The organism is Methylophaga sp., assembly GCF_048266885.1.
In the GTDB taxonomy this organism is placed as follows: domain Bacteria; phylum Pseudomonadota; class Gammaproteobacteria; order Nitrosococcales; family Methylophagaceae; genus Methylophaga.
Genome location: NZ_JBLWYR010000003.1, coordinates 128,856 through 154,065, shown reverse-complemented (window position 1 = coordinate 154,065; position 25,210 = coordinate 128,856). Strand labels below are relative to the sequence as shown.

25 protein-coding genes are annotated in these 25,210 nt (G+C 45.2%); 13 read left to right on the top strand and 12 right to left on the bottom strand.

Annotated elements, in window-relative coordinates:
- From dat to ACN0V2_RS02730, 9 genes are all read right to left on the bottom strand, one after another.
- On the bottom strand, positions 1-823 hold an 823-nt coding region (dat, locus tag ACN0V2_RS02770; protein ID WP_417549258.1), incomplete at its 3' end, for a D-amino-acid transaminase.
- A gap of 7 nt (positions 824-830) precedes the next feature.
- Entirely contained in the window at positions 831-1,979 is a 1,149-nt protein-coding gene (locus ACN0V2_RS02765) for a D-alanyl-D-alanine carboxypeptidase family protein (RefSeq protein WP_417549257.1), read from the bottom strand.
- A 26-nt stretch (positions 1,980-2,005) separates the two neighbouring features.
- Entirely contained in the window at positions 2,006-2,854 is an 849-nt protein-coding gene (locus ACN0V2_RS02760; RefSeq protein ID WP_417549256.1) for a septal ring lytic transglycosylase RlpA family protein, read from the bottom strand.
- Positions 2,851-3,831 (bottom strand): lytic murein transglycosylase B, encoded by a 981-nt coding sequence (gene mltB, locus ACN0V2_RS02755; RefSeq protein ID WP_417549255.1) that lies wholly within the window; start codon positions 3,829-3,831, stop codon positions 2,851-2,853. The genes ACN0V2_RS02760 and mltB overlap by 4 nt, the downstream gene beginning before the upstream one ends.
- On the bottom strand, positions 3,828-5,000 hold the full coding sequence (gene rodA / locus ACN0V2_RS02750; RefSeq protein WP_417549254.1) for a rod shape-determining protein RodA: 1,173 nt from the start codon (positions 4,998-5,000) through the stop codon (positions 3,828-3,830). The genes mltB and rodA overlap by 4 nt, the downstream gene beginning before the upstream one ends.
- The gene (mrdA, locus tag ACN0V2_RS02745; RefSeq protein WP_417549253.1) at positions 4,981-6,861 is read right to left on the bottom strand and encodes a penicillin-binding protein 2; all 1,881 of its coding nucleotides are present in this window, start codon (positions 6,859-6,861) and stop codon (positions 4,981-4,983) included. Before mrdA ends, rodA begins: the two co-directional genes overlap by 20 nt.
- Positions 6,862-6,863: 2 nt before the next feature.
- Positions 6,864-7,310: a rod shape-determining protein MreD gene (gene mreD / locus ACN0V2_RS02740; RefSeq protein ID WP_417549252.1), complete on the bottom strand. Its 447-nt coding sequence runs from the start codon at positions 7,308-7,310 to the stop codon at positions 6,864-6,866.
- Positions 7,311-7,339: 29 nt separating this feature from the next.
- Entirely contained in the window at positions 7,340-8,272 is a 933-nt protein-coding gene (gene mreC, locus ACN0V2_RS02735) for a rod shape-determining protein MreC (protein ID WP_417549261.1), read from the bottom strand.
- Between the two features lie 84 nt (positions 8,273-8,356).
- Positions 8,357-9,403 carry a rod shape-determining protein gene (locus ACN0V2_RS02730; protein WP_041354692.1) on the bottom strand — a complete coding sequence of 349 codons (1,047 nt, stop codon included), beginning with the start codon at positions 9,401-9,403 and terminating at the stop codon, positions 8,357-8,359.
- A gap of 120 nt (positions 9,404-9,523) precedes the next feature.
- Between ACN0V2_RS02730 and gatC the strand changes: the two genes are divergently transcribed.
- The 11 genes from gatC to mutM all read left to right on the top strand — a co-directional run bounded on the left by gatC (position 9,524) and on the right by mutM (position 19,066).
- Positions 9,524-9,811 (top strand): Asp-tRNA(Asn)/Glu-tRNA(Gln) amidotransferase subunit GatC, encoded by a 288-nt coding sequence (gene gatC / locus ACN0V2_RS02725; RefSeq protein ID WP_069295566.1) that lies wholly within the window; start codon positions 9,524-9,526, stop codon positions 9,809-9,811.
- Between the two features lie 20 nt (positions 9,812-9,831).
- Complete coding sequence (gene gatA, locus ACN0V2_RS02720; RefSeq protein WP_417549251.1) at positions 9,832-11,286, top strand: Asp-tRNA(Asn)/Glu-tRNA(Gln) amidotransferase subunit GatA; 1,455 nt, start codon at positions 9,832-9,834, stop codon at positions 11,284-11,286.
- 165 nt (positions 11,287-11,451) lie between these two features.
- On the top strand, positions 11,452-13,083 hold the full coding sequence (locus ACN0V2_RS02715) for an acetolactate synthase large subunit (protein ID WP_417549250.1): 1,632 nt from the start codon (positions 11,452-11,454) through the stop codon (positions 13,081-13,083).
- Between the two features lie 8 nt (positions 13,084-13,091).
- Positions 13,092-13,595 carry a TlpA family protein disulfide reductase gene (locus ACN0V2_RS02710; protein ID WP_417549249.1) on the top strand — a complete coding sequence of 168 codons (504 nt, stop codon included), beginning with the start codon at positions 13,092-13,094 and terminating at the stop codon, positions 13,593-13,595.
- Between the two features lie 124 nt (positions 13,596-13,719).
- Positions 13,720-13,956 (top strand): 50S ribosomal protein L28, encoded by a 237-nt coding sequence (gene rpmB, locus ACN0V2_RS02705; RefSeq protein ID WP_069295570.1) that lies wholly within the window; start codon positions 13,720-13,722, stop codon positions 13,954-13,956.
- An 11-nt stretch (positions 13,957-13,967) separates the two neighbouring features.
- Positions 13,968-14,123 carry a 50S ribosomal protein L33 gene (gene rpmG, locus ACN0V2_RS02700; RefSeq protein ID WP_069295571.1) on the top strand — a complete coding sequence of 52 codons (156 nt, stop codon included), beginning with the start codon at positions 13,968-13,970 and terminating at the stop codon, positions 14,121-14,123.
- A 199-nt stretch (positions 14,124-14,322) separates the two neighbouring features.
- Positions 14,323-15,264 (top strand): ABC transporter ATP-binding protein, encoded by a 942-nt coding sequence (locus tag ACN0V2_RS02695; RefSeq protein WP_417549248.1) that lies wholly within the window; start codon positions 14,323-14,325, stop codon positions 15,262-15,264.
- On the top strand, positions 15,264-16,016 hold the full coding sequence (locus ACN0V2_RS02690) for an ABC transporter permease (RefSeq protein WP_417549247.1): 753 nt from the start codon (positions 15,264-15,266) through the stop codon (positions 16,014-16,016). The genes ACN0V2_RS02695 and ACN0V2_RS02690 overlap by 1 nt, the downstream gene beginning before the upstream one ends.
- Positions 16,013-17,380, top strand: a complete 1,368-nt coding sequence (locus ACN0V2_RS02685; RefSeq protein ID WP_417549246.1) for a GldG family protein — start codon at positions 16,013-16,015, stop codon at positions 17,378-17,380. The genes ACN0V2_RS02690 and ACN0V2_RS02685 overlap by 4 nt, the downstream gene beginning before the upstream one ends.
- The gene (locus ACN0V2_RS02680; protein ID WP_417549245.1) at positions 17,377-18,246 is read left to right on the top strand and encodes a DUF4340 domain-containing protein; all 870 of its coding nucleotides are present in this window, start codon (positions 17,377-17,379) and stop codon (positions 18,244-18,246) included. Before ACN0V2_RS02685 ends, ACN0V2_RS02680 begins: the two co-directional genes overlap by 4 nt.
- 1 nt (position 18,247) lies before the next feature.
- The gene (gene mutM / locus ACN0V2_RS02675; protein WP_417549244.1) at positions 18,248-19,066 is read left to right on the top strand and encodes a bifunctional DNA-formamidopyrimidine glycosylase/DNA-(apurinic or apyrimidinic site) lyase; all 819 of its coding nucleotides are present in this window, start codon (positions 18,248-18,250) and stop codon (positions 19,064-19,066) included.
- A gap of 7 nt (positions 19,067-19,073) precedes the next feature.
- On the opposite strand, the gene ACN0V2_RS02670 is transcribed toward mutM, so the two are convergent.
- Positions 19,074-19,358 carry a c-type cytochrome gene (locus tag ACN0V2_RS02670; protein WP_417549243.1) on the bottom strand — a complete coding sequence of 95 codons (285 nt, stop codon included), beginning with the start codon at positions 19,356-19,358 and terminating at the stop codon, positions 19,074-19,076.
- Positions 19,359-19,435: 77 nt separating this feature from the next.
- Here ACN0V2_RS02670 and rluD point away from each other — a divergent pair, with 77 nt between their 5' ends.
- Together rluD and chrA are read left to right on the top strand one after the other, a co-directional pair.
- Positions 19,436-20,401 (top strand): 23S rRNA pseudouridine(1911/1915/1917) synthase RluD, encoded by a 966-nt coding sequence (gene rluD / locus ACN0V2_RS02665; RefSeq protein WP_417549242.1) that lies wholly within the window; start codon positions 19,436-19,438, stop codon positions 20,399-20,401.
- Positions 20,402-20,416: 15 nt separating this feature from the next.
- A complete protein-coding gene (gene chrA / locus ACN0V2_RS02660) occupies positions 20,417-21,610 on the top strand; it encodes a chromate efflux transporter (RefSeq protein ID WP_417549241.1) in 1,194 nt (397 codons plus the stop codon).
- Here the strand turns inward: chrA and ACN0V2_RS02655 are convergent.
- On the bottom strand, positions 21,602-22,813 hold the full coding sequence (locus ACN0V2_RS02655) for an NAD(P)/FAD-dependent oxidoreductase (protein ID WP_417549240.1): 1,212 nt from the start codon (positions 22,811-22,813) through the stop codon (positions 21,602-21,604). The two genes, chrA and ACN0V2_RS02655, sit on opposite strands and share 9 nt — an antisense overlap.
- A gap of 141 nt (positions 22,814-22,954) precedes the next feature.
- Complete coding sequence (gene fusA, locus ACN0V2_RS02650; RefSeq protein ID WP_417549239.1) at positions 22,955-25,048, bottom strand: elongation factor G; 2,094 nt, start codon at positions 25,046-25,048, stop codon at positions 22,955-22,957.
- Positions 25,049-25,210: the final 162 nt, after the last annotated feature.

Sequence of the window (25,210 nt, the reverse complement as noted above, 5' to 3'; positions counted from 1 at the left end):
GCTGAAACAACACATGCATTTGCTGCCAAATCGGACCTGGCTTACCACTGCCAACAATTTCACCGTCCAATAAGGTGACTGGCACCACTTCCTTGGTGGAACTGCTGATCCAGATTTCATCAGCATTACGTAAAGCAGATTCACTGACCGCTCTTTCATGCATAGGCATATCGGCTTGAGCCGCCAGTTCAATAATCAGATCACGGGTAATGCCAGGCAATACTTTTTCATCTTTTGGTGCTGTGAAAATAACACCGTCAATCACCGCATAAGCATTGCTGGCTGAACCTTCCGTCAAATAATTATCACGAATCAACAACGCTTCCTGAGCACCGGCATCTTGTGCCAGCTGTTTCATCAAGCTATTCGCCAACAAGGTGATCGCTTTGATATCACAACGCATCCAGCGAATATCGGCTGTGGTAATCGCTTTGATGCCTTCGGTTTTCCAACTTTCAGCCACTGGCTGCAAGGGATTACTCATCATAAATACACTGGGCGCCACGCCAATCGGGAAAATATGATCGCGTGGTGCTACACCCCGAGTAACCTGTAGATACAACGATTGATCACCACCGTTATTGTTGGCAATTAACTCATCAATTATTTGGATCCACTGTTCGTCAGAATGGGGATTTTCAATACGAACACCATCCAGACTATTCTGTAATCGCTGCAGATGCCGACTCAGCAAAAAGGCTTTTCCGGCATACACCGGAATCACCTCATAAACACCGTCGCCTAATAAATATCCGCGATCGTAGACAGATACTTTTGCCTTATCGGCTGGCAGGAACTCACCATTAAGATAGACTGTTGGCACGTTCGTTTTAACCCCAAATAAGCATTAATAAGCTGTCGATGATCCGTCTCCACCAGCTGCCTTTTTCGACATTATCAATCGCCACTAGCTTTTGTTGTGCAACCACTTCGTCACCTAAGCGGATTTCAACGTCACCCAGTTCAGTTCCTTTGGCGATAGGTGCTACAACAGGCTGCTGAAGATTAGTTGTCGCTTGTAAATCTTTATAACGGCCACGCGGAACGGTAATAGACAATGGCTGAGCCAGGCCCAGGTTCAATTGATCTGTTTGACCTTTCCAGACTTTGGTTTGGGTAATCGACTCATCTGCCGCGTATAGCTGATGCGTTTCAAAGAAACGGAATCCAAAGTTAAACATCTTCTGGATTTCTTGGGCACGGGCATTTTCACTCGCAGTACCTAAGACCACAGCAATCAGACGCATGCCGTCGCGTTTAGCTGAAGCAGATAAACAAAACCCCGCTTCTTCGGTATGACCTGTTTTCAATCCATCTACCGTATTATCACGCCATAGCAATTTATTACGATTGTGCTGGGTAATACCGTTGTAGGTATATTCCTTTTCTGCATACCATTGGTAATGCTCCGGAAAATCACGAATCAATGCAGCGGACAGAATGGCGATATCATGTGCTGTGGTGAAGTGCTCCGGTCCAGGCAAACCAGTCGCATTTTGGTAATTTGTATTGACCATACCCAGTTTCTGAGCATATTGATTCATCATCTGGGCAAACACTTCTTCGCTACCAGCTACATGTTCAGCAAGTGCTACAGCGGCATCATTACCAGATTGCACGATCATGCCACGTAACAAGGCTTCCACAGTCACCTTGGTGTTCACCTCGATAAAACTGCGTGAACCAATCATACGCCAGGCTTTTTCACTGATTAATACTTCATCATCAAGTTTAATATTGCCATCATGGATTTCCTGAGAAACCACGTAAGAAGTCATTAACTTGGTAATACTAGCGGGAGGCATACGCTCATCAGCATTTTCGGACATTAAAATATGTCCACTATCGTAGTCCTGCAAAATATGCGCGGTGCCTGCGATTGATGGTGCCGTTGGATTGGGGGTGATCATGCCTGCTGCTGTTAGTGTTGAAACACTAAATAACAGACCTGCGAGACTCATTTTTAACAATTTAATCATTAGCTACTCTCAAGTGTAAAAACATTTTATTCGGTCACGATACGGGTATCTGAAAAGCCTAAATCCATTAGCTTGGAGGCAATACGTTCACCATATTCTGCACTTTCCAATGGTCCTACCCTGACTCGATACAATGGAGGCTGGGCGCGTTCAACAGTAGAAATATGTACCCGTTCTTCAATCTGCTGTTGGACTTGTTGCTTAATTTGTTCCGCTCGGCTCATGGTACTGAAAGCCCCAACCTGAAGAAACATTAAAACTTTTCCAATAGCAGTGTTAGGCACCACTGTATTGGACACGGGTGTTACTTTAACGATAGAGCTCGTCGAGCTGTTATTGGCAGAAGCAGTTACATTTCGTTTAGTAATGGCACGGACTTCAACATTACCGGTGCCCTTGTCGACAATGCCTAATTTAGTCGCCGCGCTATAAGACAAATCAATTAGACGATCATCATGAAATGGGCCTCGATCATTGATCTTCACCACTACCTTACGTCCATTGTCCAGGTTGGTCACCTCGGCATAACTCGGTAACGGCAAGGTTTTATGTGCAGCGGTCATCGCATACATATCATAAGGTTCGCCACTAGAAGTACGTCGACCATGGAACTTGGTCCCGTACCACGACGCTTTACCTTGCTCTACATAGTTATCACTGCTGGTAAGTGTGTAATACCGTTTGCCGAAAACTTCATAAGAAGCCGGGTTGCCATATTTACTACGGGGCTCATCACGTGGAACGGCATCCGGAATCTTTGAAATATCTGGTTTTACTTTTGGTGCTGAATCCTGTTGTTCTATTACCGTTCCACAGGACCAAAGGCCTGTCAGCATTACTGACAACGTCACATACTTAACTACACGCCGTTTCATTTTGTAGACTCATAACCATCACGAATCGCTTCTGACAGCTGGATAACAGCCATGGCATACATACGGCTGTGATTGTAACGGGTAATTGCATAAAAATTTTGCCGGCCTAACCAAAGTTCTTCACCGCCCGGTTGAGTAAGGCTGAAAACAGTAATCACGTCCTCACCGGCAGGCAATTGATCGGTAGATAATCCTGATTTACGTAATTCCTCACGAGTTACACTCGGTTTTAATCCACGATCAATTAAATCCTGGGGTAAATCATTCCCTTCATACTCTGTTGCGTGCACAATTGTCTGGCCTGGCTGCCAGCCATGACGACGTAAATAATTAGCAATACTACCAATTGCATCGGTTGGATTATTCCAAATATCCCGATGACCATCATTGTCAAAATCCACTGCATATTCGCGGAAACTGCTTGGCATGAACTGTCCCAGACCCATCGCACCGGCATAAGAGCCAATCGGCTCTAACTGCGACATTTCTTCTTCACGCGTTAAAATTAGAAAGTTTTTCAATTCTGAACGGAAAAAAGGACTACGCGGTGGATAACGAAACGCTAAAGTAGATAACGCATCAACTACTCGAAAGCTCCCCATGTTGCCACCAAAGCGTGTTTCTACACCAAGAATAGCCAAGATAATTTCGGCAGGTACACCCAGTTCTTTTTCAGCTTTAGCCAATGCTTCGGCATGTTTTTTCCAATAGGCAACCCCGGCGTTAATCCGTGCCTGATCCAGGAAAATTTCGCGATATTCATACCAAGGTTTACTTTTCTCAGCTGGCTTAGAAATCGCTTTAAGAATGCTATCCTTAACTTCAACCTGAGCAAACAAGGTTTCTAGTTCAGTTCTATCGAACGCGTGCTCCTGCACCATTTCATCAATAAATTTATCCAATTCCGGTAACTCTGAATTGGCATAAGCGGGTGTTAGCATTAGGCTTAACAAGGTGACTGCAATGCGTTTTTTCACGGTGACATCATCCTCCGATGGGTGTGTATAGACATCAGGATACCGAAGCCTGCTAGCAAGGTCACCATTGAAGTGCCTCCATAGCTAATAAGTGGCAGCGGTACGCCGACTACTGGTAAAAGGCCAGTAACCATTCCAACATTTACAAATACGTAGACCAAAAAGGTAATAGCTATACTGCCTGCCAATAATTTCATGTAGCTAACCTGCGCCTGAGCGGCAATATATAGACCTCTAGCCGTAATTAACAGATAAACTGTAATCAATGCTATCAACCCGATTAGACCGAACTCTTCGGCAATCACTGCAAAGATAAAATCCGTTGACCGTTCCGGCAAAAACTCCAGATGTGATTGTGTACCTTGCAACCAACCACGCCCATGTAAACCGCCAGATCCAATGGCAATTTTTGACTGAATAATATGATAACCAGCACCCAGAGGATCAGACTCAGGGTTAAACAATGTCATCACCCGTCGCCGTTGATAATCGTGCATGAAATACCATAACACTGGGGCTGCAGAGGCGGTTACCACTAAAAAACTCATCAATAATCGCCAAGACACACCAGACAAAAACACTACAATCAATCCAGAACTGCCAATCAATAATGCGGTTCCCAAGTCAGGTTGTTTGCCTATCAATAACACTGGAATAGCAATCATTAATAAGGCAAAAAACAATCTTGAGAAACTGGGTGGCAAAGGTCGCTCGGCGAGATATACAGCTACGACCAAGGGCACAGCTAACTTCATGATTTCGGATGGCTGAAAGCGGAAGAACCCCAAATCGAGCCAACGCTGCGCGCCTTTACCAATGGTTCCAAACAATAAAACAGCAATCAAGGTTAATACGCCAATACCGTAAACCCAGAAGGCGATATCTTTGAGTCGGTCTGGATGCATTTGCGCCAAGATAATCATTACGGTGATTGCGATCGCCATTCGAATCCCTTGGCGTATCAGTAACCCAAAATTCTCACCGCCACTGCTGTACAACACGACAGCACTAAAAAGCAGCAAGGTCATAATTCCCAGTACTAAGAAACCATCCAAATGAGCACGTCGTAATAATGAAGTCCATTGCAGCCCAGGAACCTTACGTCGGTCCTGCAATAACTGGCTCCTCGCTCTTGGCGGATTGCGAAGATCATTCATTAATTGGCTCATCGCTCTCTTTCTCAGTCTCTATTCCAAAATACACATCAATTAATTTTCGAGCGATAGGCGCTGCTGTGGCACTGCCACTGCCTCCGTTTTCAACCACGACTGCAATCGCAATTTCAGGTTCATCCGCCGGAGCAAAGGCCATAAACAGTGCATGATCGTGCAGTTTTTTAGCCAACGTATCAGCATCATATTTTGCATCCTGAGCGATACCAAATACTTGTGCTGTGCCAGTTTTGCCGGCAATTTGAAAGGACAAGTTCTTACCGATATGGCGTGCTGTTCCACGTTTGCCATGTATCACTTCAACCATAGAGTCAATAACAGCCTGCCAATTGCTGGATTTTTGGATAGGCAAGCTATCTGCCTGTTGAACACCAATCAATTGCATGCCTTCATCATTATTTGTTTTTGTTGCACGCACCAGTTGCGGTGTATACACCGTTCCCAACATACCAAGTGTTGCGGTGGCATGAGCCAACTGAATGGGGGTTGTCTGGTTAAATCCTTGACCAATGCCTGAAATCAAAGTTTCACCCGGAAACCAGGCTTGATTTCGTTGTGCACGCTTCCACTCTCGTGATGGGGAAAGCCCTTTACTCTCTCCTGGAACATCAATATTCGTTTTGCGTCCAAAGCCAAAATAATCCAGAAAACCATGTAATCGGTCTATTCCTAGAGCATGTGCTAAATCGTAAAAATATACGTCACACGATTCTGCCATCGCACTTTTAAGATCAACATGACCATGTCCCACCCGCTTCCAACAGCGATAACGATGATCATGGCCTGGCAATGAATAAAAACCCGGGCAAAAAGTCCGGCTTTGCTCTGTGACTACATTTAGCTCAAGACCCGCCAAGGCCACGAATGGTTTAAAAGTAGAACCGGGAGGATAATGACCGCGGAGAACCCTATTAAACAAGGGTTGTTCCGGATTATCACGTAAAGCTGCATAGTCTTTGGTGCTGATGCCGGTTACAAAAGCATTGGGATCGTAATCAGGCTTGCTGACAAATGCTAAAACGCCACCATTTCTGGTATCAAGTACCACGACAGCTCCGTTGTACTCCCCCAGCGCTTCAGCCGCAGCTTTCTGTAAATTTATATCTAAATGCAGATATAAGTCTTGCCCTGCAGTGGCTGGCTCACTGAATAATTCCCGAACAGTACGTCCCTGGACATTTGTTTCAACCTGACGATACCCCACTGTGCCATGCAACAAATCTTCGTATTGATTTTCAACACCGGTTTTCCCTATTTGTAAGGTGCCTTTGTAGTTTTGCCGGTCAATAACTTCCATTTCTTGTTGATTAATCCGACCAACATAGCCAACTGCATGGGCAAAAAGCGGACCTTGAGGATAATGACGAATCAAACGTCCGACGACATCTACCCCAGGAAAACGATGACGATTGACTGAAAACAAAGCCACTTCTTTTTGGGTCAACTGATTACGAACTACGATTTCCTCAAAGGCTCTGTGGCGTTTACGTCGCTCATTAAACGCCTCAATATCTTCCTGAGTTAAAGAGAGTAAGTCAGCTAGCTCAGTAATGGTTTCATCCAGATTTGTGACTTTTTCAGGAATGACTTCCAGACTGAACGTAGGGATATTCTCAGCGAGTAACACCCCGTTGCGGTCGTAGATCAGTCCACGTTGCGGAGGTAGCGGCTCGATATCAACACGGTTACGATTTGACAATGAATCAAAATGTTCAAAATCTACAATTTGCAGCATTACCAACCGAAAAATGATAATGCCAAACAATAATAAAGAAAAAATTCCAGCAAATATCAGCCGGTTACTTACTAGGCGACTTTCACGAAAATGATCTTTAAGTCGGTAACGTGGATCGATCACGATCAGCTGACCTGAAAACTACGACGGATTTTCCGTAATGCGGCATACACTAAAGGCCAGACGATAGTGCTGGTCAATACGGTCATCCAATTGGTCCAAACAAAGCTGATTGGAGCATTAAACATCACGATAAAATGCACCAGAAACACTAGAGAAAATATTGTCACAGCCTGTTGCCACAATGGGTACTGACGAATTTGTAAATGTAAACGACCTACAAGATAAATCACAAGGGCGTAGGCAAATGCATGGATACCCAACACACCACCCGTTATTACATCCATAACCAAACCTGTGAACCAGGCTACGCCGATACTGACGCGTTGTGGCAGTGCCATAGCCCAGTAAATCAGTGTTATTGCTACCCATTCGGGACGCGCGTAACGCAGCGAATCGGGTAAAGGCACCAACATTAACAATATGGCAAATAACAAAGTTATGTAAATCACGCTGCTGTGCTGTGACTTGACCAACACCATTAGTTATTACCCTCTGGTTGTGTTATCTGATCCTCGGATAAAGGCTGTCGTTCTACAGCAGGAAGGTCCTCTTCTTCAATTTGCAAAGGGAACGTAATACCAAAATCTATTTTTTCACCCGGCAAAACCAACATAACCTCTCGGCTGGTCGATAAATGCGCGGCTGGATCAACAGCAATCTCAGCAAAGGATTTGCCTTGTGGAAAATCAACAGAAATAACCGAACCAACAGGATATCCCACTGGAAAACGACCACCTAAACCGGAGGTGACTAAAACATCACCAACCCGAACATCGGCATTATGAGGTAAGAACTCCATTTGTAGAGCTTCGCCAAGTCCACGACCAGTGACCACTGCCCGTAAACCATTTCGAACAATTTGTACTGGGATACTGTGGCTGGGATCAGTCAGCAGCACAACGCGGCTGGAAAACTGGCTGACTTCAGCGACTTGCCCCATCACCCCTAACGAATCAAGCACGGGCTGTCCGTCATAAACGCCGAAAGATTCACCTTTATCAATAATCACATGTTGATAAAACGGATCTAAGTCGACACTGAGCAATTCGGCCACCTGAACTCGTTCCTGTAAGCGGAACGACGAACCGAGTAGTTCACGCAAGCGCATATTTTCACTTTCCAGTGCCTGCATTTTCTGCATGCGCACACTATTGGTCAGATTTTGCGCTTCCAACGTCATGATTTTTTCGCGCAGTTGTCGATGACCTTGAAACAGCTCACCAAACCAAATCACTAAATCGTCCGGCATTGAAGCAAGTTTTTGCACAGGATAAACAACCGTCGACAGACTGGCTCGGATGGGCTTGAAATAATCTAATCGTGTATCAAGAAAATACAGCAATACAGAAGCGACTACGGCGAGTAGCATCCGTGTATTCAACGACGGTGTTTGGGTAAATAGCGGTTTAATGGCTCAGTTCCGAAAATGAAAAGACCTTTACAAATAATCTGGCTATTTGTAAAGGTCAAATACCAACATCAAGCTTACTGAAAGCTATTCAAACGTAAATACGTCGCTCCCGCGTTCGTCAATAAGTTCTAATGCACGACCACCACCTCTGGCAACACAGGTCAGTGGGTCTTCAGCAACAATGGCAGGTAATCCAGTCTCTTCCATCAGCAAACGATCTAAATCTCTCAGTAACGCACCACCTCCGGTCAAAACAATACCGCGTTCAGCAACGTCGGCACCTAATTCTGGTGGAGTTTGTTCCAATGCAGTTTTCACTGCAGCCACGATACCGGCTAGTGGGTCTTGCAGCGCTTCGAGAATTTCATTGCTGTTCAATGTGAAGCTACGTGGAATACCTTCTGCCAAATTGCGGCCACGTACTTCCATTTCTCGAACTTCATTACCGGGATAAGCTGAACCAATTTCTTTTTTGATTTTTTCAGCAGTTGCTTCACCAATCAATGTGCCGTAATTCCGACGCACGTAATTGACAATAGCTTCATCGAAAAGATCACCACCAATCCGGACAGAGGCTGAATAGACAATACCGTTCAGCGAGATAATCGCGACTTCTGTGGTACCACCACCAATATCCAACACCATTGAACCACTAGCTTCTTCTACCGGCATCCCGGCACCAATTGCGGCAGCCATCGGCTCTTCAATCAGAAACACATCACGGGCACCGGCACCAGCAGCGGATTCACGAATTGCACGACGCTCGACTTGTGTAGAACCACAAGGAACACAAACTAATACGCGCGGACTTGGCTTTAAAAATCGTCCTTCATGTACTTTACGAATAAAATGCTGCAGCATTTTTTCTGTCACAGTGAAATCAGCAATTACGCCGTCTTTCAGTGGTCGAATCGCCGTAATATTCCCTGGCGTCCGTCCTAACATTCTTTTTGCTTCCGCACCTACTGCAGCAATCGAGCGAGGACCGCCTGGTCCTTTATCCTGTCGAATTGCTACTACTGACGGCTCATCCAAAACGATGCCCCGGCCGCGCACATAAATCAGCGTATTGGCTGTACCCAGATCGATAGACAGATCGTTAGAGAAGATCCCACGTAAACGTTCAAACATTGAAGAAACCACATCCGGAAGAGGTAAAATGAGTACTTTAGCAATGCTCAGGTCTGTTGGGCAAGCAACTAATCATTTAAACTTCAACTTTGTGAAATCAATTAACTTACGGGACGACTGATGAGTTTAGATAAATCTGATGTAGAAAAAATCGCGCATCTTGCGCGGCTCGCCATTGATGAAAGTACCATTCCTGATTATGCCCGTGATTTGAATAATATCCTCAATCTGGTTGAGCAGATGAGCGCCGTGGATACTGATGCCGTAAGTCCGATGGCGCATCCCTTGGATGCTCATCAAAGACTGCGCGAAGACGTTGTATCAGAAACTGATCAACGTGAATTGTTCCAGTCTATCGCACCGAAAACCGAAGCTGGTGTCTATCTGGTTCCTCAGGTCATCGAATAAATTCCAACACAGGCAAGCACATGCATAACAAAACTCTATCTGAACTTTCCGCTTTGCTGCACAACGGCGATATCACCAGTGTGGAACTGACTAAACATTTTTTGAATCGCATCAAAACCCATAACGGTGATTTGAATGCCTTTATCAGCATTACTGAAGAAAATGCACTGGCACAGGCCGCCGCTGCTGATAAAAAGTTTGCCGATAAAACCGCCGGTAAATTGACCGGTATCCCAATGGCACATAAAGATATTTTCTGTACAAAAGGTGTTCGCACCAGCTGTGCATCGAAAATGCTCGATAAATTTGTCGCGCCATATGATGCCACTGTAGTTGAAAAAATCGCTGCCAGCGGCATGGTCATGTTGGGTAAAACCAATATGGACGAATTTGCCATGGGTTCTTCTAACGAAACCAGCTTTTACGGCCCGGTAAAAAATCCTTGGGATACTGAACGAGTACCTGGTGGTTCATCTGGTGGTTCAGCTGCCGCTGTTGCCGCACGGCTCGCCCCTATTGCCACTGGAACCGATACCGGGGGTTCGATACGTCAGCCCTCTTCTCTGTGCAATTTAACCGGCCTGAAACCAACTTATGGACGTGTTTCACGCTACGGAATGATTGCCTTTGCATCCAGTCTGGATCAAGCCGGACCAATGGCAGCCAATGCTGAAGATGCGGCTTTATTGTTAAACGTCATGTCGGGTTTTGATGAGCGTGATTCCACCAGTGTGGAACGTGATGTTCCAGATTACACTGCCAATCTGAATGATTCTTTAGAAGGTCTGCGCATCGGTCTGCCAAAAGAGTATTTCGGCGAAGGTCTGGCCCCGGAAGTTGCTGCAACAATCGATGCCGCGATTAAAGAGTTTGAAAAACTTGGTGCTGTCGTTAAAGAAATCAGCCTGCCTAATACGGCTTTGGCGATACCGACTTATTATGTTGTTGCTCCAGCGGAATGTTCATCAAATTTGTCTCGGATGGATGGCGTACGTTTTGGTCATCGTTGTGAGGATCCAAAAGATCTTTTGGATCTGTATCAACGTTCTCGTGGTGAAGGCTTTGGTGATGAAGTTAAACGTCGCATCATGATTGGCACCTATGCATTGTCTGCCGGTTATTATGATGCCTACTATCTTAAAGCTCAGAAATGCCGCCGTTTAATCAGCGATGACTTCCAACAGGCATTTGAAGAAGTTGATGTGATTATGGGACCAACCGCGCCAACGACTGCCTTTAAACTGGGTGATAAAACCGATGATCCAGTTGCCATGTATTTAGCGGATATCTATACCATTAATACCAATCTTGCTGGATTGCCAGGTATGTCAATTCCGGCCGGCTTTGCGGCTGGTTTACCTGCAGGTCTGCAAATTATTGGCAATTATTTCGATGAAGCACGTTTACTCAATGTTGCCCATCGTTACCAACAAGTCACTGATTGGCACAAGCAAATACCCAAAGCATTTCAGTAATAACTAAGGGGCGAAAGCCCCTTATTTTTAAGACATATTCTAATAAAAACTTACACGATGTTTCACGATTGTTATTTGCATCAAAAATAATCAAATCAGCCTCTCGCATGCCGCAAATAAAACAGGGTATGCTTGCCACCAAGGCAATTTAACGGAGTCATATTAATGAAAGCAGCAGAGCTATTTGTCCGCACGTTGGAAAATGAAGGTGTTGAATATGTGTTCGGAATTCCCGGTGAGGAAAACCTGGATGTAATGGATGCTTTGCTCGATTCGTCAATTCAATTTATTACCACCCGGCATGAACAAGGTGCTGCGTTTATGGCAGACGTTTATGGTCGACTCACCGGACGCGCCGGCGTGTGTATGGCAACCCTGGGACCTGGTGCAACTAATCTGATTACTGGCGTCGCGGATGCCAATATGGATCATGCGCCGCTGGTAGCTATAGCCGGGCAGGCTTCGACTAATCGTTTGCATAAAGAATCGCATCAGGTGCTTAATCTGGAAGCGATGTTTTTACCGATTACCAAATACTCCACCCGTATCGTCAGCCCAGAAGTTATTCCAGAAATTGTCCGTAAAGCATTTAAAGTGGCGCAAACCGAAAAAACCGGCGCCTGCTTTATTGAATTCCCAGAAAATATTGCCGAGATGGAAATTGATGATGCGCCGCTCCGGGTTAAACATGCCACGCCTCCTGAACCGGCTGCAGAGCATATTGAGCGTGCAGCTGAATTAATTTCCAATGCAGAAAACCCCATTATTCTGGCAGGTAATGGAGTCATCCGATCTCATGCGGCTAAAGCACTTACCGAATTTGCTGAAAAACTAGGCATTCCGGTTGCCAATACTTTTATGGCCAAAGGGGTTATTCCATTTGGTCATCCTATGTCACTGGGCAGCGTTGGCTTACAGTCGAATGATTACGTTAATACCGGATTTGCCAATGCCGATGTGATTATTTGTATTGGTTACGACATGGTCGAATACCATCCTTACCTCTGGCATCCATCACGCGACCGCACCCTGATTCATATTGATACCACCCATGCTGAGGTTGATGCCTATTACAGTGTAGTGTTAGGTGTGGTGGGTAATATTACTCACAGCCTTAATCGCATTGCTGCATTAACCACTCCTCATGAAGGCAAAGCAATGCGCACCTTGCGTGATAGTTTGATTGCTGAAATGAATCAGCATCGCCGTGATACCGAATTTCCAGTAAAACCTCAGAAAATCATCTGGGATCTACGTACGGCGATGCACCTCGAAGATATCGTGATATGTGATGTCGGCGCCCACAAAATGTGGATGTCACGCATGTTCCGCTGTGAATACCCGAACACCTGCATTATTTCCAATGGTTTTGCCAGCATGGGCATTGCTGTTCCGGGTGCAATTGCAGCCAAACTGGCGCATCCAGAACGCAAAGTCGTCGCGGTCACCGGTGACGCTGGTTTTCTGATGAATTCTCAGGAAATCGAAACGGCAATGCGACTGAACATTGCCATTGTCATTTTGATCTGGAATGACGCCAGTTACGGCCTGATCGAGTGGAAACAACAAAACCAATTTGGCCGAACCAGTAATGTAAAATTCGGCAATCCGGATTTTGTACAATACGCGCAATCTTTTGGTGCCACTGGTGTCAGAGTGAACAAGACCGAAGAACTGATAACCGTGTTAAAAGAAGCATTGGACAGTAATACTGTTACCGTCATTGATTGTCCGGTCGATTATCGGGAAAACCTAAAACTGACCGAAGCTTTGGGTCAATTGACCCAACCAACCTGAGAGAGAAAATGAAGTCTGGAAAACGTTTTGCATTATTTATAGCAGCCCTATTTGCTCTGCTGTTTGTAGTGTTTATGTACAAGAACGCAACCGCACCACTCTATACTGAACTTCAGTTTGAAGATGTTGATGGTGAACTGCATGCTTTCAAAGATTATGCCGGTAAACCAATCTTGATGATTTTCTGGGCGACTGATTGCCCGGCGTGTATTCAGGAACTGCCTGAGCTGATTGCGCTATATGAAGAATATGCAAGTAAAGGCTTGGTAATGCTAGGCGTTTCGCTGCCACACGACACGCCTTCACATATCAAAGCAATGCGTGAAGACCGCGGTTTGCCATACACGTTAATTTGGGACAGTGAAGGCGAAATTTCCAGCGCATTTAATAATGTGCGGGTGACCCCAACACATTATCTAATTTCGCCAGAAGGCAAAATTGTCATGCGCAAAATTGGTGTACTCGATAAAGAGAGCGTTTCAGCACAGCTCGACAAAATGGGCCTCAGCTAATTTATAGCTGAAAACTGCTACACATCAGATAGCACATATGGTATAAAGTCCGGCTTAGTTTATTCAGAATGATGCGTTGGCAGGACGCGTCAGTCACTAAAAATGCATCAGGAGCAGGATTAACATGTCCAGAGTATGTCAGGTAACGGGCAAACGCCCTATGAGCGGAAACAATGTTTCACACGCTCACAACAAAACAAAACGCCGTTTCCTACCTAACCTTCACTCACACCGTTTTTGGGTTGAGTCTGAAAATCGTTGGGTAAAATTGCGTGTCAGCAATCATGGTCTGCGTATCATTGATAAAAGAGGTATTGATACCGTTTTATCTGATCTCCGTAGCCGCGGCGAAAAATTCTAAGGAGTTAGGACATGCGCGATAAAATCAAATTAGTTTCATCAGCAGGTACAGGTCACTTTTACACTACTGATAAAAACAAACGCACCATGCCGGAAAAAATGGAGATCAAAAAGTTTGATCCTGTTATCCGTCAACATGTGATGTATAAAGAAGCTAAAATCAAATAATTTAATTATTTACTGCTTCTAAAAAAACCCGCTATTAAATGCGGGTTTTTTTATGGTTTGAATAAATTGCCCTTGATTACACTTGATTTTCGGCTTAGATGCAGTGTTACTGCGCGCCAAAAGTTTTTAATTTTCGAATGATATTTATGTTCAAAAATCACAGTGGACGATTCAGATCAAAACCGTATTATAGTGCGCTATGACTATATTGCTCGAAGCACAAAATCTGTCTCGTCATTTTGGCCCCAATGTTGTGGTTCAAAATATTGATATCACGGTAAAACGTGGAGAAATTCTGGGCTTCCTCGGGCCAAATGGTGCTGGTAAAAGCACTACCATGAAAATGCTCAGTGGCAATCTAGCACCGGATCAAGGTGAAATCCGGATCAATGGTTTTGATTTACTGGCGCAGCCTAAACAGGCCAAAGCCCAACTGGGTTATCTTCCGGAAACCCCACCGCTATATCGTGAGCTCACGGTCAGTGAATATTTACAGCATTGTGCCAGACTCAATGGCCTGAAAGGTACGCGATTAAATTTGGCGGTTGCCACAGTGATTGAACGCTGCGGCCTGGGTGAAGTGAGTCGTCGGCTAATTGGCCAATTATCTAAAGGCTACCAGCAACGTACCGGTATCGCTCAAGCCATCGTACATACCCCGGCTGTGGTGATACTGGATGAACCCACTTCCGGTCTGGATCCGCAGCAAATCCGGCAAATAAGAGAGTTAATTCGTGAAATTGCCAATCAGCATAGCGTTATCCTATCAACTCATATTTTGCCGGAAGTAGAAATGCTCTGTGACCGGGTACAAATCATTAGCAAGGGTCAGGTCATGTTTGCTGACAGCCTGGAAGCCCTGCATCAGCAGCGGCAAAATAGCAGCCTTAAAATTACGCTTTTAAATCCACCACCACTCAGCGAATTACAATCCTTGGCAGATGTATCCAGTGTCGAGGTTGTATCAGTAAACCAATTTAGAATCTTTTTTAAACCGGGCAACAATCCTACTGAAGTGCTGTTAAGCAACGCCGTATCAAAACAATGGCAACTGCAGGAACTATTGGTCGAACAGGATTCGCTGGAATATATATTTATGCAGTTGATAAATAGTGATCCCACCACTGGAGCAATAGAGTGATGTGGTGCGTGACGAGGTTAGAGCTTTCACGCTTGTTTTTATCGCCTTTTGCCTGGGTATTGCTGGCGTTGGTACAGTTTTTACTGGCTTACCTGTTCCTCAGTCACATTGACTATTTTGCCCAGATCCAGGGACAGATTTCCGCTATTCCCGGCGCGCCTGGCGTGACCGAATTGATTGTTGCGCCATTATTAAATAATGCCGCTTTGATATTGTTATTAATTGCTCCCTTTATCACCATGCGTTCCTTTGCTGATGAACATCGTAATCATACTTTGCCATTGCTAATCTCCGCCCCGCTTTCAGCCAGTCAGATTGTGTTTGGCAAATACCTTGGTTATCTGATTTTTTTCCTGCTTCAACTGGCCCTGATCTCATTAATGCCATTGTCGCTGCTGGCGGGTTCCGCAATTGATTTTTATCAACTCGGTGCTGGCATGTTAGGGCTTGCATTATTGGTTGCCAGCTTTGTGGCTGCTGGCATATTTATGTCATCACTCACAACACAGCCAATTATTGCGGCCGTGATGACCTTTTGTCTGCTGTTTTTGTTATGGATAATTGATTTTGCCGCTGCCAGCGCTGTTGCAGACAATATCAACTGGTTAGCTTGGTTATCTTTGTTAGGACATTTTCAACCGATGCTGGCGGGACAAATCAATAGTCTTGATTTGAGTTTCTTTGCCTTGTTTTGTGTGGTTTTTATGTTATTAACCATTCGACGTCTTGATAGTGCGAGGCTCAGTCAATGAAGATGTCAAAACAATTTAAATATCAGCATCGGCTACAACAGATCATTTTTTATATTTTATTGCTGGTCGTAATTATTGGCATTGCCGTTCTATCGAACCGTTATAGCTTCGAGTCAGACTGGACCGCCAATCAGCGACATACTCTGTCCTCTGCCACCAATGAGTTATTAAAAGCCCTCGACAGTCCGGTGACGATTGAAGTGTTTATTAGCCCCGGACATCAATATCAAGCAGCGGCTGAAAGTTTATTAAAACGCTATCAGCAATATAGTCAGCAGCTTACGGTGACGTTTATAGACCCCGTTACCCAGCCGCAACGGGTTCGCGAACTGAACATTCAACAACAGGCTGAAATCGTGGTATCGGGCCAGCAGGGTCAACAGCACGTGTTTGATTTATCTGAACAATCATTGAGTAATGCCATTATAAAAGTCAGCCGCAGCAACCTGCCCCGACTGATCTTTATTACCGGTCATGGGGAACGCGATATTGTGGGGGATGCGGCTTTTGATATGGCGCAGTGGCGTAATCAGCTGACCATTACCGGCTTTGATATGCAGACACTCACCATGGCTGAATCTATGCAAAACATCAGCCCTGACGATAACGCTGTTTTAGTTATTGCCAGTTCTAAACAGCCTTGGCCAAAGAGTGATATTACCCAGTTAGAGGATTATTTACAGCAAGGTGGCAATCTGCTTTGGCTCAGCGAACCGGAGACAGATATTGGTTTAAAAGCTATTAGTGAACAACTTAACCTGAACTTTGTACCCGGCACATTAATTGACCCAAATGCGGGCAAACTCGGCCTGGAAGATCCCCGTTTTGTCATAGTGACAGATTACGCCAATCATCCGGTTACCGCAGCGACTTCCAGTGTCACGTTAATGCCTAATGCTCATGCCATGCAACTATCTGCTACAGAGTCTGACTGGCAGGTTACCCAATTGATGCAATCACAAAGTGATAGCTGGTCTGAATTAGGCGATATGAGTTCCGCTAACCTGGACACACTGAGTTTTGATGAGGAGTTGGATATTCCGGGACCGTTAATGCTCAGCGTGTTAATGGAAAAAACAATCTCAGCAACAAAAAAACAACGTGTCGCGGTATTTGGCGATGGCGATTTTGTCTCTAATTTGTACTTGGGCACTGCTGCCAATCTTGAACTGGCGATGGCTCTAGTGAACTGGCTGGTTGCTGATGATGACTCAATACAAATTCCGGTCATCAAAACACGCGATAACCAGTTGATATTATCGGATCAGCAATCGCTGCTGATTGGCCTGGGCTTTTTAATAGTCTTGCCACTTAGCTTACTGATTATTGGCCTGAGCCTTGGTTGGATAAGAAAGCGTCGATGAAAAGCACTTATCTGACAAATCTGCTGTTATTGGTGGTAGCGGTGCTTTTGGTATGGCTGATGACCGAGTCGCAGACCCCGGAACCAAATTCATTTATCACTGACAGCATTAGCCAATCGCAAGTGACAGAGATGCAAATCCAACGTCACCAACAACAAACCATTCAACTGCAACTGGATGAGAAATGGCAATTAATTCAGCCAGCCAAAGCCCGAGCAAATCAAACCCGCATCAAGCTATTATTAAGCTTGTTAGAGCAACCTGTGCAGTCCAGGACGGCAGTCACTGAAACGACTAATCTGGCTGATTTTGGCTTGGAAAAACCGAATTTTATCTTATCGTTTAATCAACAACGCTTTGCTTTTGGTGACACCGAGTCACTGAGTGGTTATCGTTATATTCTGCATAATCAACAGATTTTTTTAGTGAACGATGATATCTCACCGCTGCTGGGCGCCAGTGCCAGTAGTTTTATTGATAACCGTTTACTGGATCCAGCAAGCGATATTCAAACACTCCAGTTACCACAGCTGCTTGGTGCAAATGGCCAACAATTTTCTGCTGAACTGTCGATCTACCAGCAAAATACCAGTTGGCTTTCCAAACCGGATAATCATGCGCAGGACAAACTGCTGGCACTTCTGCAAAACTGGCAACAGGCCTATGCCATGCAAGTTGTGATCACGCCAGAAAGCTTTATTTCTGACGACACGCCTGTGGTAGTGATTGATTTAGTTGGTAACACACAACGGCGATTTTTTGTAAGCCATAGTGAGGATGGCCTCACCCTGGCTGATCCAGATCTGCAACTGCAGTATCAATTTCCTGCAGCGATGCTCCCTGCCCTCTTTTCAATAAACGAGTGATATGCCTGAATTACCTGAAGTCGAAACCACCCGCAGTGGTATTGCACCTTACATAGAAAACCAGCAAGTTGAGCAGGTCATCATCCGTGATGCTCGGCTACGCTGGCCAATTACCGACAAACTTGATGAAAAACTCTGTGGTCAAATAATTCAATCGGTCAGCCGCCGCGCCAAATATTTACTGCTTAATACAGCAGATGGTACCTTGTTTATTCATCTTGGCATGTCAGGTCGCTTACGCATTCTGACCGCGTTTCAGCCAGCTGAAAAACATGATCATGTAGACATTGTATTTGCCAATAACATTATTCTTCGTTTTACCGATCCACGCCGCTTTGGCGCTATTTTGTGGACCAGTGAACCACCTTTACAACATCCATTGTTAAGTCATTTAGGCCCAGAACCGTTAGAGGATATTTTTGATGCCGGTTACCTTTTTCAACGTAGCCGTAAACGTCAGGTCAGTATCAAAACCTTTATTATGAATGCTGAAGTAGTGGTTGGGGTCGGGAATATCTATGCCAGTGAATCGCTATTTCTCTCCGCCATTCATCCGCAACTCATCGCTGCAAAACTGACAAAAAAACAAGCCGAAAAACTGGTTGCAGCAATTAAACTGACCTTAAAAAAAGCGATTGCTGCGGGTGGAACAACGTTACGAGATTTTCGTGACAGTGAAGGTAAGCCAGGATATTTCGCGCAGGAATTATGGGTCTATGCTCGGCAGAATCAAGGCTGTAAAAAATGTGGACATCCGATTGAACTGATTCGACAGGCAAATCGAGCAACCTATTTCTGCCCACAATGCCAAAAACGGTAGGTCTAGATTATTGTTCTGAAAAATACTCTGCCAACAAACGAATTTCTTTCTCGCTATAAGCCGCAGCATGGTGTCGCATAACGGAAGACTCTCTATCTCCGCTGGCAAAGTCCTGCATTTGCTGAATAAAATAATCTTGCTCCAAACCGGCCAGTTTCGGCATCTCGCCTTTACTGTGGCCATTGGTGCCATGACAGCCCGCACAGGATGATGCCAGTAAAGCTATATTTGGCTCAGCATGGCTCCAGTTCGAAATCAGTAGTAATGCCAGACATATCAACAATCGTTTCATAATTTCCCTTTCGCCCATTTCACGGCGATGATTACAGCTACGTTATAATACCCACCCCATTTTATGCAAAGCCATTGATGACTGAAATTATTAAATTAGATGCCACTATTCCCGAGTCATTAAGTGGCTTGCGAATTGATCAGGCCTTGGCACAGCTGTTCTCAGAATACTCCCGTGGCCAGCTGACCAAATGGATTAAAGCTGGCGATGTATTACTGAATCAGCAAATCTGCCGCCCAAAAGATGCCGTACGAACGGGTGATCAAATTGAAATTGCCGCACAGCAGATTATTCATGATGATAACTGGAAGGCCGAATCCATTGATCTGGATATTATTTATGAAGATGACGATGTTTTAATCATTAATAAAGCAGCCGGCATGGTGGTACACCCCGGTGCCGGTAACCAGAATGGCACGATGGTCAATGCTCTGCTGGCACACGCACCGCAACTTACCCATATTCCTCGCGCCGGTATTGTGCATCGTATTGATAAAGATACCACCGGCCTATTGATGGTCGCCAAAAGCCTGCAGGCACATCATTCATTAATCAGTCAGTTACAGGAACGAACTGTGGTACGTGAATATCAGGCCATTGCCTGTGGTGTGTTTACCGCAGGCGGTACAGTTGATGCACCCGTTGGTCGACATCACATTGATCGTAAACGAATGGCCGTGTCACAAAACGGTAAACCTGCAGTGACACACTATCGGATTGAAGAGCGTTTTCGGGCGCATACCCATCTGCGTTGCAAACTGGAAACCGGACGCACTCACCAGATCCGTGTGCATATGGCACATATTCGCCATCCATTATTAGGTGATCCGTTATATGGTGGCCGGTTTAAAACACCCAAAGGGATGACGGATAGTTGCCTGGCCGCTTTGCAGAATACGCGTCGTCAGGCTTTGCATGCCGGTTTATTGGGTTTTGATCATCCGACTACGGGTGAAGCTGTGAGCTGGCAGATTCCTTTACCCGATGATATGCAACGATTATTGGAACTGTTACGAATCGATGCGGCCAGTCATACCGATTAACCAGAGGAAATAACTGTGAAGGCAACAAACAATCTACAGAACGTGGTGGACGTGTTTTTAGCCTTTCTCAAACTGGGTTTGACGGCGTTTGGCGGGCCGATTGCCCATATTGGTTATTACCGCACTGAATTTATCAGCAAACGTCAATGGCTTTCTGAACAACAGTTTTCTCAATTACTTGCTGTTACACAGTTTCTGCCCGGCCCGGCCAGCAGTCAGATGGGCTTTTCCATTGGTTTGTTTCGTGCTGGCTGGATGGGCGCTATTGCGGCATTCATAGCATTTACCCTACCATCCGCAATACTTTTGTTTGCGTTTTCCAGCATTGCTCATCAACTCGACAACCCGATTGGTATGGCGATTATTGATGGTTTAAAACTGGTCGCAGTTGCTGTTGTTGCTCATGCAGTTATTAGTATGGCGCAGAAGCTGACACCAGACTGGCAACGCATTTTGATTGCTCTATTCAGTTTTGCACTGCTGCTGATTTTTAAATTGGCAATTATGCAAATCGCTGTAATAATCTTGGGCGGTCTGGCTGGTTGGTTTTTATGTCGCCAGCAACAACTGTCAGCGGATTTTAAATTTCCCGTCAATTATGGCAAACAAACTGCCTGGCTTTTATTCACCCTGTTCATGTTGTTGCTAATTCTCAGTCTCTTTGCCGGAAGTAATCTCAGTGTGACCAATATGCTTGCTGGCTTCTATCAAGCTGGTGCTTTGGTATTTGGTGGTGGTCATGTTGTGTTGCCATTACTTGAACAGCAGACAGTTGCCACTGGCTGGCTCACTACTGATCAGTTTTTAACCGGTTATGGTGCCGCTCAGGCCGTTCCAGGGCCAATGTTCACGTTGGCAACTTATCTCGGCGCTGAGCTCCCAACACAATTGCCATCAGGTTGGAATGCCCTGCTTGCAACGCTCGCCATTTTTGTGCCGGGATTTTTATTATTGCTGGCGATGTTACCGCTGTGGCAACAACTTGCTCATCTACCAAACGCCGGTGCGGTAGTAGCTGGAATCAATGCAGCTGTCGTGGGCTTGTTAGCCGCGGCTTTATACGATCCTATTTTTACCGAAGGTGTGAATCACTGGCTGGATTTACTGATAGCGCTCGGTGGTTTTTTGATTATTTTTGTGCTGAAACGCTCCGCTTTATGGACGGTATTGTTCTGTGTCGTGGCATCAGTAGTCACTGCCTTAATCTAATCTGGAAAAAGAAAACAGCCCTGCTAATGGATGCTCACGCTGTTCGATATTGGCTCTTAATAAGCCTGCCCCAATCATGCTGTAGGTAATGCCATTGCCGCCATAAGCCATGGCAAACTGAACTCGCTCACCATATTGTTTATGCGGACCAAAAAACGGCAGACCATCTTCGGTTTCGGCAAAAGTGCCAGCCCAGGAAAATGTCGGGTTCATGGGTAGTTTGGGAAACAATTTTTCGACTTTCTTAGCCAGTGTTTGCGCTTTTTTATCTACCCGTTTATCCCGTTTTGCTGGAATATCGATATCATCATCTTCCCCCCCGACCAGCAAACGACCATCGCCAGTAGTTCGCATATAAAGATAAGGCCTGGCGGATTCCCACATCATGGTTTTATTTAATTCACCCAATAACTCGGGATCTATCGGATCGGTGATAAAAGCATAGCTGCTACGGTTTGACGCTACATTTTGCTTGAGTAATTTCTGACTGGCATAGCCTGTCGCCACAATCACATACTGGCAACTGATTTTATGGCCGGTTGTGGTGAGTAATTCAACCGAATCTGCTGATGGTTTCAGCTGCTTGATTTCAGTGCGGTCTAACACCTTATGGCCACTATTGCGCAAGCGGTCTAATAGTTTAGAAGCAAGCCGATAGGGATCAATGCGTGCAGCCAGTTTGCTGAGAATGGCACCAGATGATTTAAAGCCATAAGCTTTTTTTATCGCATCAGACTCTAGCCATTCGACATCAAACCCATGTTTTTGTCGCAACAAAAATTCATCTTTGAGCGATTGTTTATCACGACTGCGGCTAGCGAAATATAGACTTTCCTGCATTTCAAAATCAACATCACCGACTGTTTCAGCAAGTATTTGCAGATCGGTAATAGCCTCTGCACAAGCCCGATAGGCTTTTAAGGCATCAACCTCTCCATATAAAGCTGCAAGCTCAGTCAGATGGGTATCTATTTCATATTGCAGTAATGCCGTACTGGCAGCGGTGCTGCCCCAGCCGATATCCCGCTGTTCTATAACCGCAACGGCATAACCATTTGAACTTAGCTCATCAGCAATCAACGCGCCGGTAATACCACCACCGATAATTGCCACATCACACACAATATCCTGGTCCAGTGCCGGGAAGGTTCGCATTAATCCATTTTTAATCGCCCAGAAAGGATAACCGCTTTTCAGATCCATTTTTTCGCCTTGACCATTATAAGTAAACCTCAGCATAGCCTACTTATTTCAATCCAGGGCTAACCTGAGTTAAGGTCAAATTTTGCCCACAAAAAAGGGGCGATAAACGCCCCTTTCTCAATCAAGCTTTTAACAAGCTGCTTATTTCTTCGCAGCAGCTTCGCGCTCTTTAACTTCTTTAATAACTTCTTCTGACACATTACGTGGGCATGGCAGGTAGTGTAAGAACTCCATAGAGAACTGACCACGACCAGAAGTCATCGTACGCAATGAACCGATGTAACCGAACATTTCGCTCAGTGGCACTTCAGCTTTAATACGTACACCAGTTGCGCCTGCATCTTGCGATTTGATCATGCCACGACGACGGTTCAAGTCACCGATAACATCACCGACGTTATCATCTGGGCAGAACACGTCTACTTTCATGATAGGTTCCAGCAATTGTGGACCGGCTTTTGGAATCGTTTGACGGAACGCGCCCATCGCAGCAATTTCAAAGGCCATTGCTGATGAATCCACGGCATGGAATGCACCATCAAACAAGTTTACTTTGACATCAAGTAATGGGAAGCCCGCTAAAACACCGCGGCCCATCATTTTCTTGAAGCCAGCTTCAACTGCTGGCCAGTATTCACGAGGAACACTACCACCGGTTACGGTTGATTCAAAATTGAAACCACTGCCTGGCTCACCTGGTTCGATAATGTAGTCAATACGACCAAACTGACCAGAACCACCAGATTGTTTCTTGTGGGTGTAACTGTCTTCGATTTTTTTCGTGATGGTTTCACGGTAGGCCACTTGTGGCTCACCAACGATAACATCAACGTTATGGGTACGTTTCAAGATATCAACTTTGATATCCAGATGTAATTCGCCCATACCTTTCATGATGGTTTCACCGCTATCTTCATCGGTTTCAACACGGAAAGATGGATCTTCTTTAATCATTTTACCCAGTGCAACACCCATTTTTTCAGCAGCTGCTTTATCTTTTGGCGCAATCGCGATAGAGATAACAGGATCTGGGAACACCATTGGTTCCAATGTAGCAGGGTTTTTCGGATCACACAGAGTGTGACCAGTTTGAACGTCTTTCATACCGACGATAGCGATGATGTCACCGGCATGAGCGTAATCTAATTCATTACGGTCATTGGCATGCATTTCCACCATACGGCCAACACGTTCGGTTTTACCAGTGAACGTATTCAGGATGGTATCGCCTTTTTTCAGTTCACCTGAATAAACACGAACGAAAGTTAATGCGCCAAAACGGTCATCCATGATTTTGAATGCCAAAGCGCGTAATGGGCCTTTGATATCAACAATCGCGTGTTTACCGGTTTCGTTACCTTCCAAGTCGACTTCTGGTTGTGGATCAACTTCAGTTGGATCAGGCAGGTAATCAACAACGGCATCCAGAACTAACTGCATACCTTTGTTTTTGAACGAGCTACCGCAGTAAGTTGGGAAGAAATCCAGTTGTAATGTACCTTTACGAATACATTTTTTCAGGTCTTCAACAGAAGGCTCTTCACCTTCCAGATATTTTTCCATCAGATCGTCATCTTGCTCTACAGCAGTTTCGATCAGTTTTTCACGCCATTCTTCAATAGCATCAGCCATATCAGCTGGTGGCTCTTCAATGGTGTAATCTTCAGCGCTCTTGTCATCTTTCCAGATCCACGCTTTGCGGGTCAGCAAGTCGACAACACCGGTAAATTCATCTTCGATACCGATTGGCAAAACCATGACCAGCGGAGTTGCTGCCAGAACGTCTTCAACCTGTTTTACAACACGGTAGAAGTCAGCACCAATACGGTCTAATTTGTTGACATAGATCAGACGTGAAACTTCAGAGTCATTCGCATAACGCCAGTTTGTTTCTGATTGCGGTTCAACACCACCACTACCACAGAAAACACCAATACCGCCGTCAAGCACTTTCAGTGAACGGTAAACTTCGATAGTGAAGTCAACGTGACCTGGGGTATCGATAACATTCAGACGGTGACCTTTCCATTCGCAGGTAGTCGCCGCTGACTGGATAGTAATACCGCGCTCGGCTTCCTGATCCATAAAATCCATGGTGGATTCACCATCATGTACTTCACCAGACTTATGGATTTTGCCGGTCAGTTTAAGGATACGTTCGGTTGTGGTGGTTTTTCCCGCATCAACGTGGGCGAAAATACCAATGTTTCTGTATTTGGATAAATCGGAAGCCATAAATCCTGTCTCTATTGTGTGAATAACTGATGTTGCTTACATCATCAGGGAGTTAAACCCGCAAATTCTAAACTACTATCCTTCGGGATGCATCCTGAATTAACGGTAAGGCCTGTAAGTGCCCTAATAGCGGTCTTTAGATTTTCGAGCTTAAGTTGCAGC

Coding starts and splice junctions, on each gene's coding strand:
- ACN0V2_RS02765 (WP_417549257.1), bottom strand. CDS start 1,979: ATGATTAAATTGTTAAAAATGAGTCTCGCAGGTCTGTTATTTAGTGTT.
- ACN0V2_RS02760 (WP_417549256.1), bottom strand. CDS start 2,854: ATGAAACGGCGTGTAGTTAAGTATGTGACGTTGTCAGTAATGCTGACA.
- rodA (WP_417549254.1), bottom strand. CDS start 5,000: ATGAGCCAATTAATGAATGATCTTCGCAATCCGCCAAGAGCGAGGAGC.
- ACN0V2_RS02730 (WP_041354692.1), bottom strand. CDS start 9,403: ATGTTTGAACGTTTACGTGGGATCTTCTCTAACGATCTGTCTATCGAT.
- gatC (WP_069295566.1), top strand. CDS start 9,524: ATGAGTTTAGATAAATCTGATGTAGAAAAAATCGCGCATCTTGCGCGG.
- gatA (WP_417549251.1), top strand. CDS start 9,832: ATGCATAACAAAACTCTATCTGAACTTTCCGCTTTGCTGCACAACGGC.
- ACN0V2_RS02715 (WP_417549250.1), top strand. CDS start 11,452: ATGAAAGCAGCAGAGCTATTTGTCCGCACGTTGGAAAATGAAGGTGTT.
- ACN0V2_RS02710 (WP_417549249.1), top strand. CDS start 13,092: ATGAAGTCTGGAAAACGTTTTGCATTATTTATAGCAGCCCTATTTGCT.
- rpmB (WP_069295570.1), top strand. CDS start 13,720: ATGTCCAGAGTATGTCAGGTAACGGGCAAACGCCCTATGAGCGGAAAC.
- rpmG (WP_069295571.1), top strand. CDS start 13,968: ATGCGCGATAAAATCAAATTAGTTTCATCAGCAGGTACAGGTCACTTT.
- ACN0V2_RS02695 (WP_417549248.1), top strand. CDS start 14,323: ATGACTATATTGCTCGAAGCACAAAATCTGTCTCGTCATTTTGGCCCC.
- ACN0V2_RS02690 (WP_417549247.1), top strand. CDS start 15,264: ATGTGGTGCGTGACGAGGTTAGAGCTTTCACGCTTGTTTTTATCGCCT.
- ACN0V2_RS02685 (WP_417549246.1), top strand. CDS start 16,013: ATGAAGATGTCAAAACAATTTAAATATCAGCATCGGCTACAACAGATC.
- ACN0V2_RS02680 (WP_417549245.1), top strand. CDS start 17,377: ATGAAAAGCACTTATCTGACAAATCTGCTGTTATTGGTGGTAGCGGTG.
- mutM (WP_417549244.1), top strand. CDS start 18,248: ATGCCTGAATTACCTGAAGTCGAAACCACCCGCAGTGGTATTGCACCT.
- ACN0V2_RS02670 (WP_417549243.1), bottom strand. CDS start 19,358: ATGAAACGATTGTTGATATGTCTGGCATTACTACTGATTTCGAACTGG.
- rluD (WP_417549242.1), top strand. CDS start 19,436: ATGACTGAAATTATTAAATTAGATGCCACTATTCCCGAGTCATTAAGT.
- ACN0V2_RS02655 (WP_417549240.1), bottom strand. CDS start 22,813: ATGGATCTGAAAAGCGGTTATCCTTTCTGGGCGATTAAAAATGGATTA.
- fusA (WP_417549239.1), bottom strand. CDS start 25,048: ATGGCTTCCGATTTATCCAAATACAGAAACATTGGTATTTTCGCCCAC.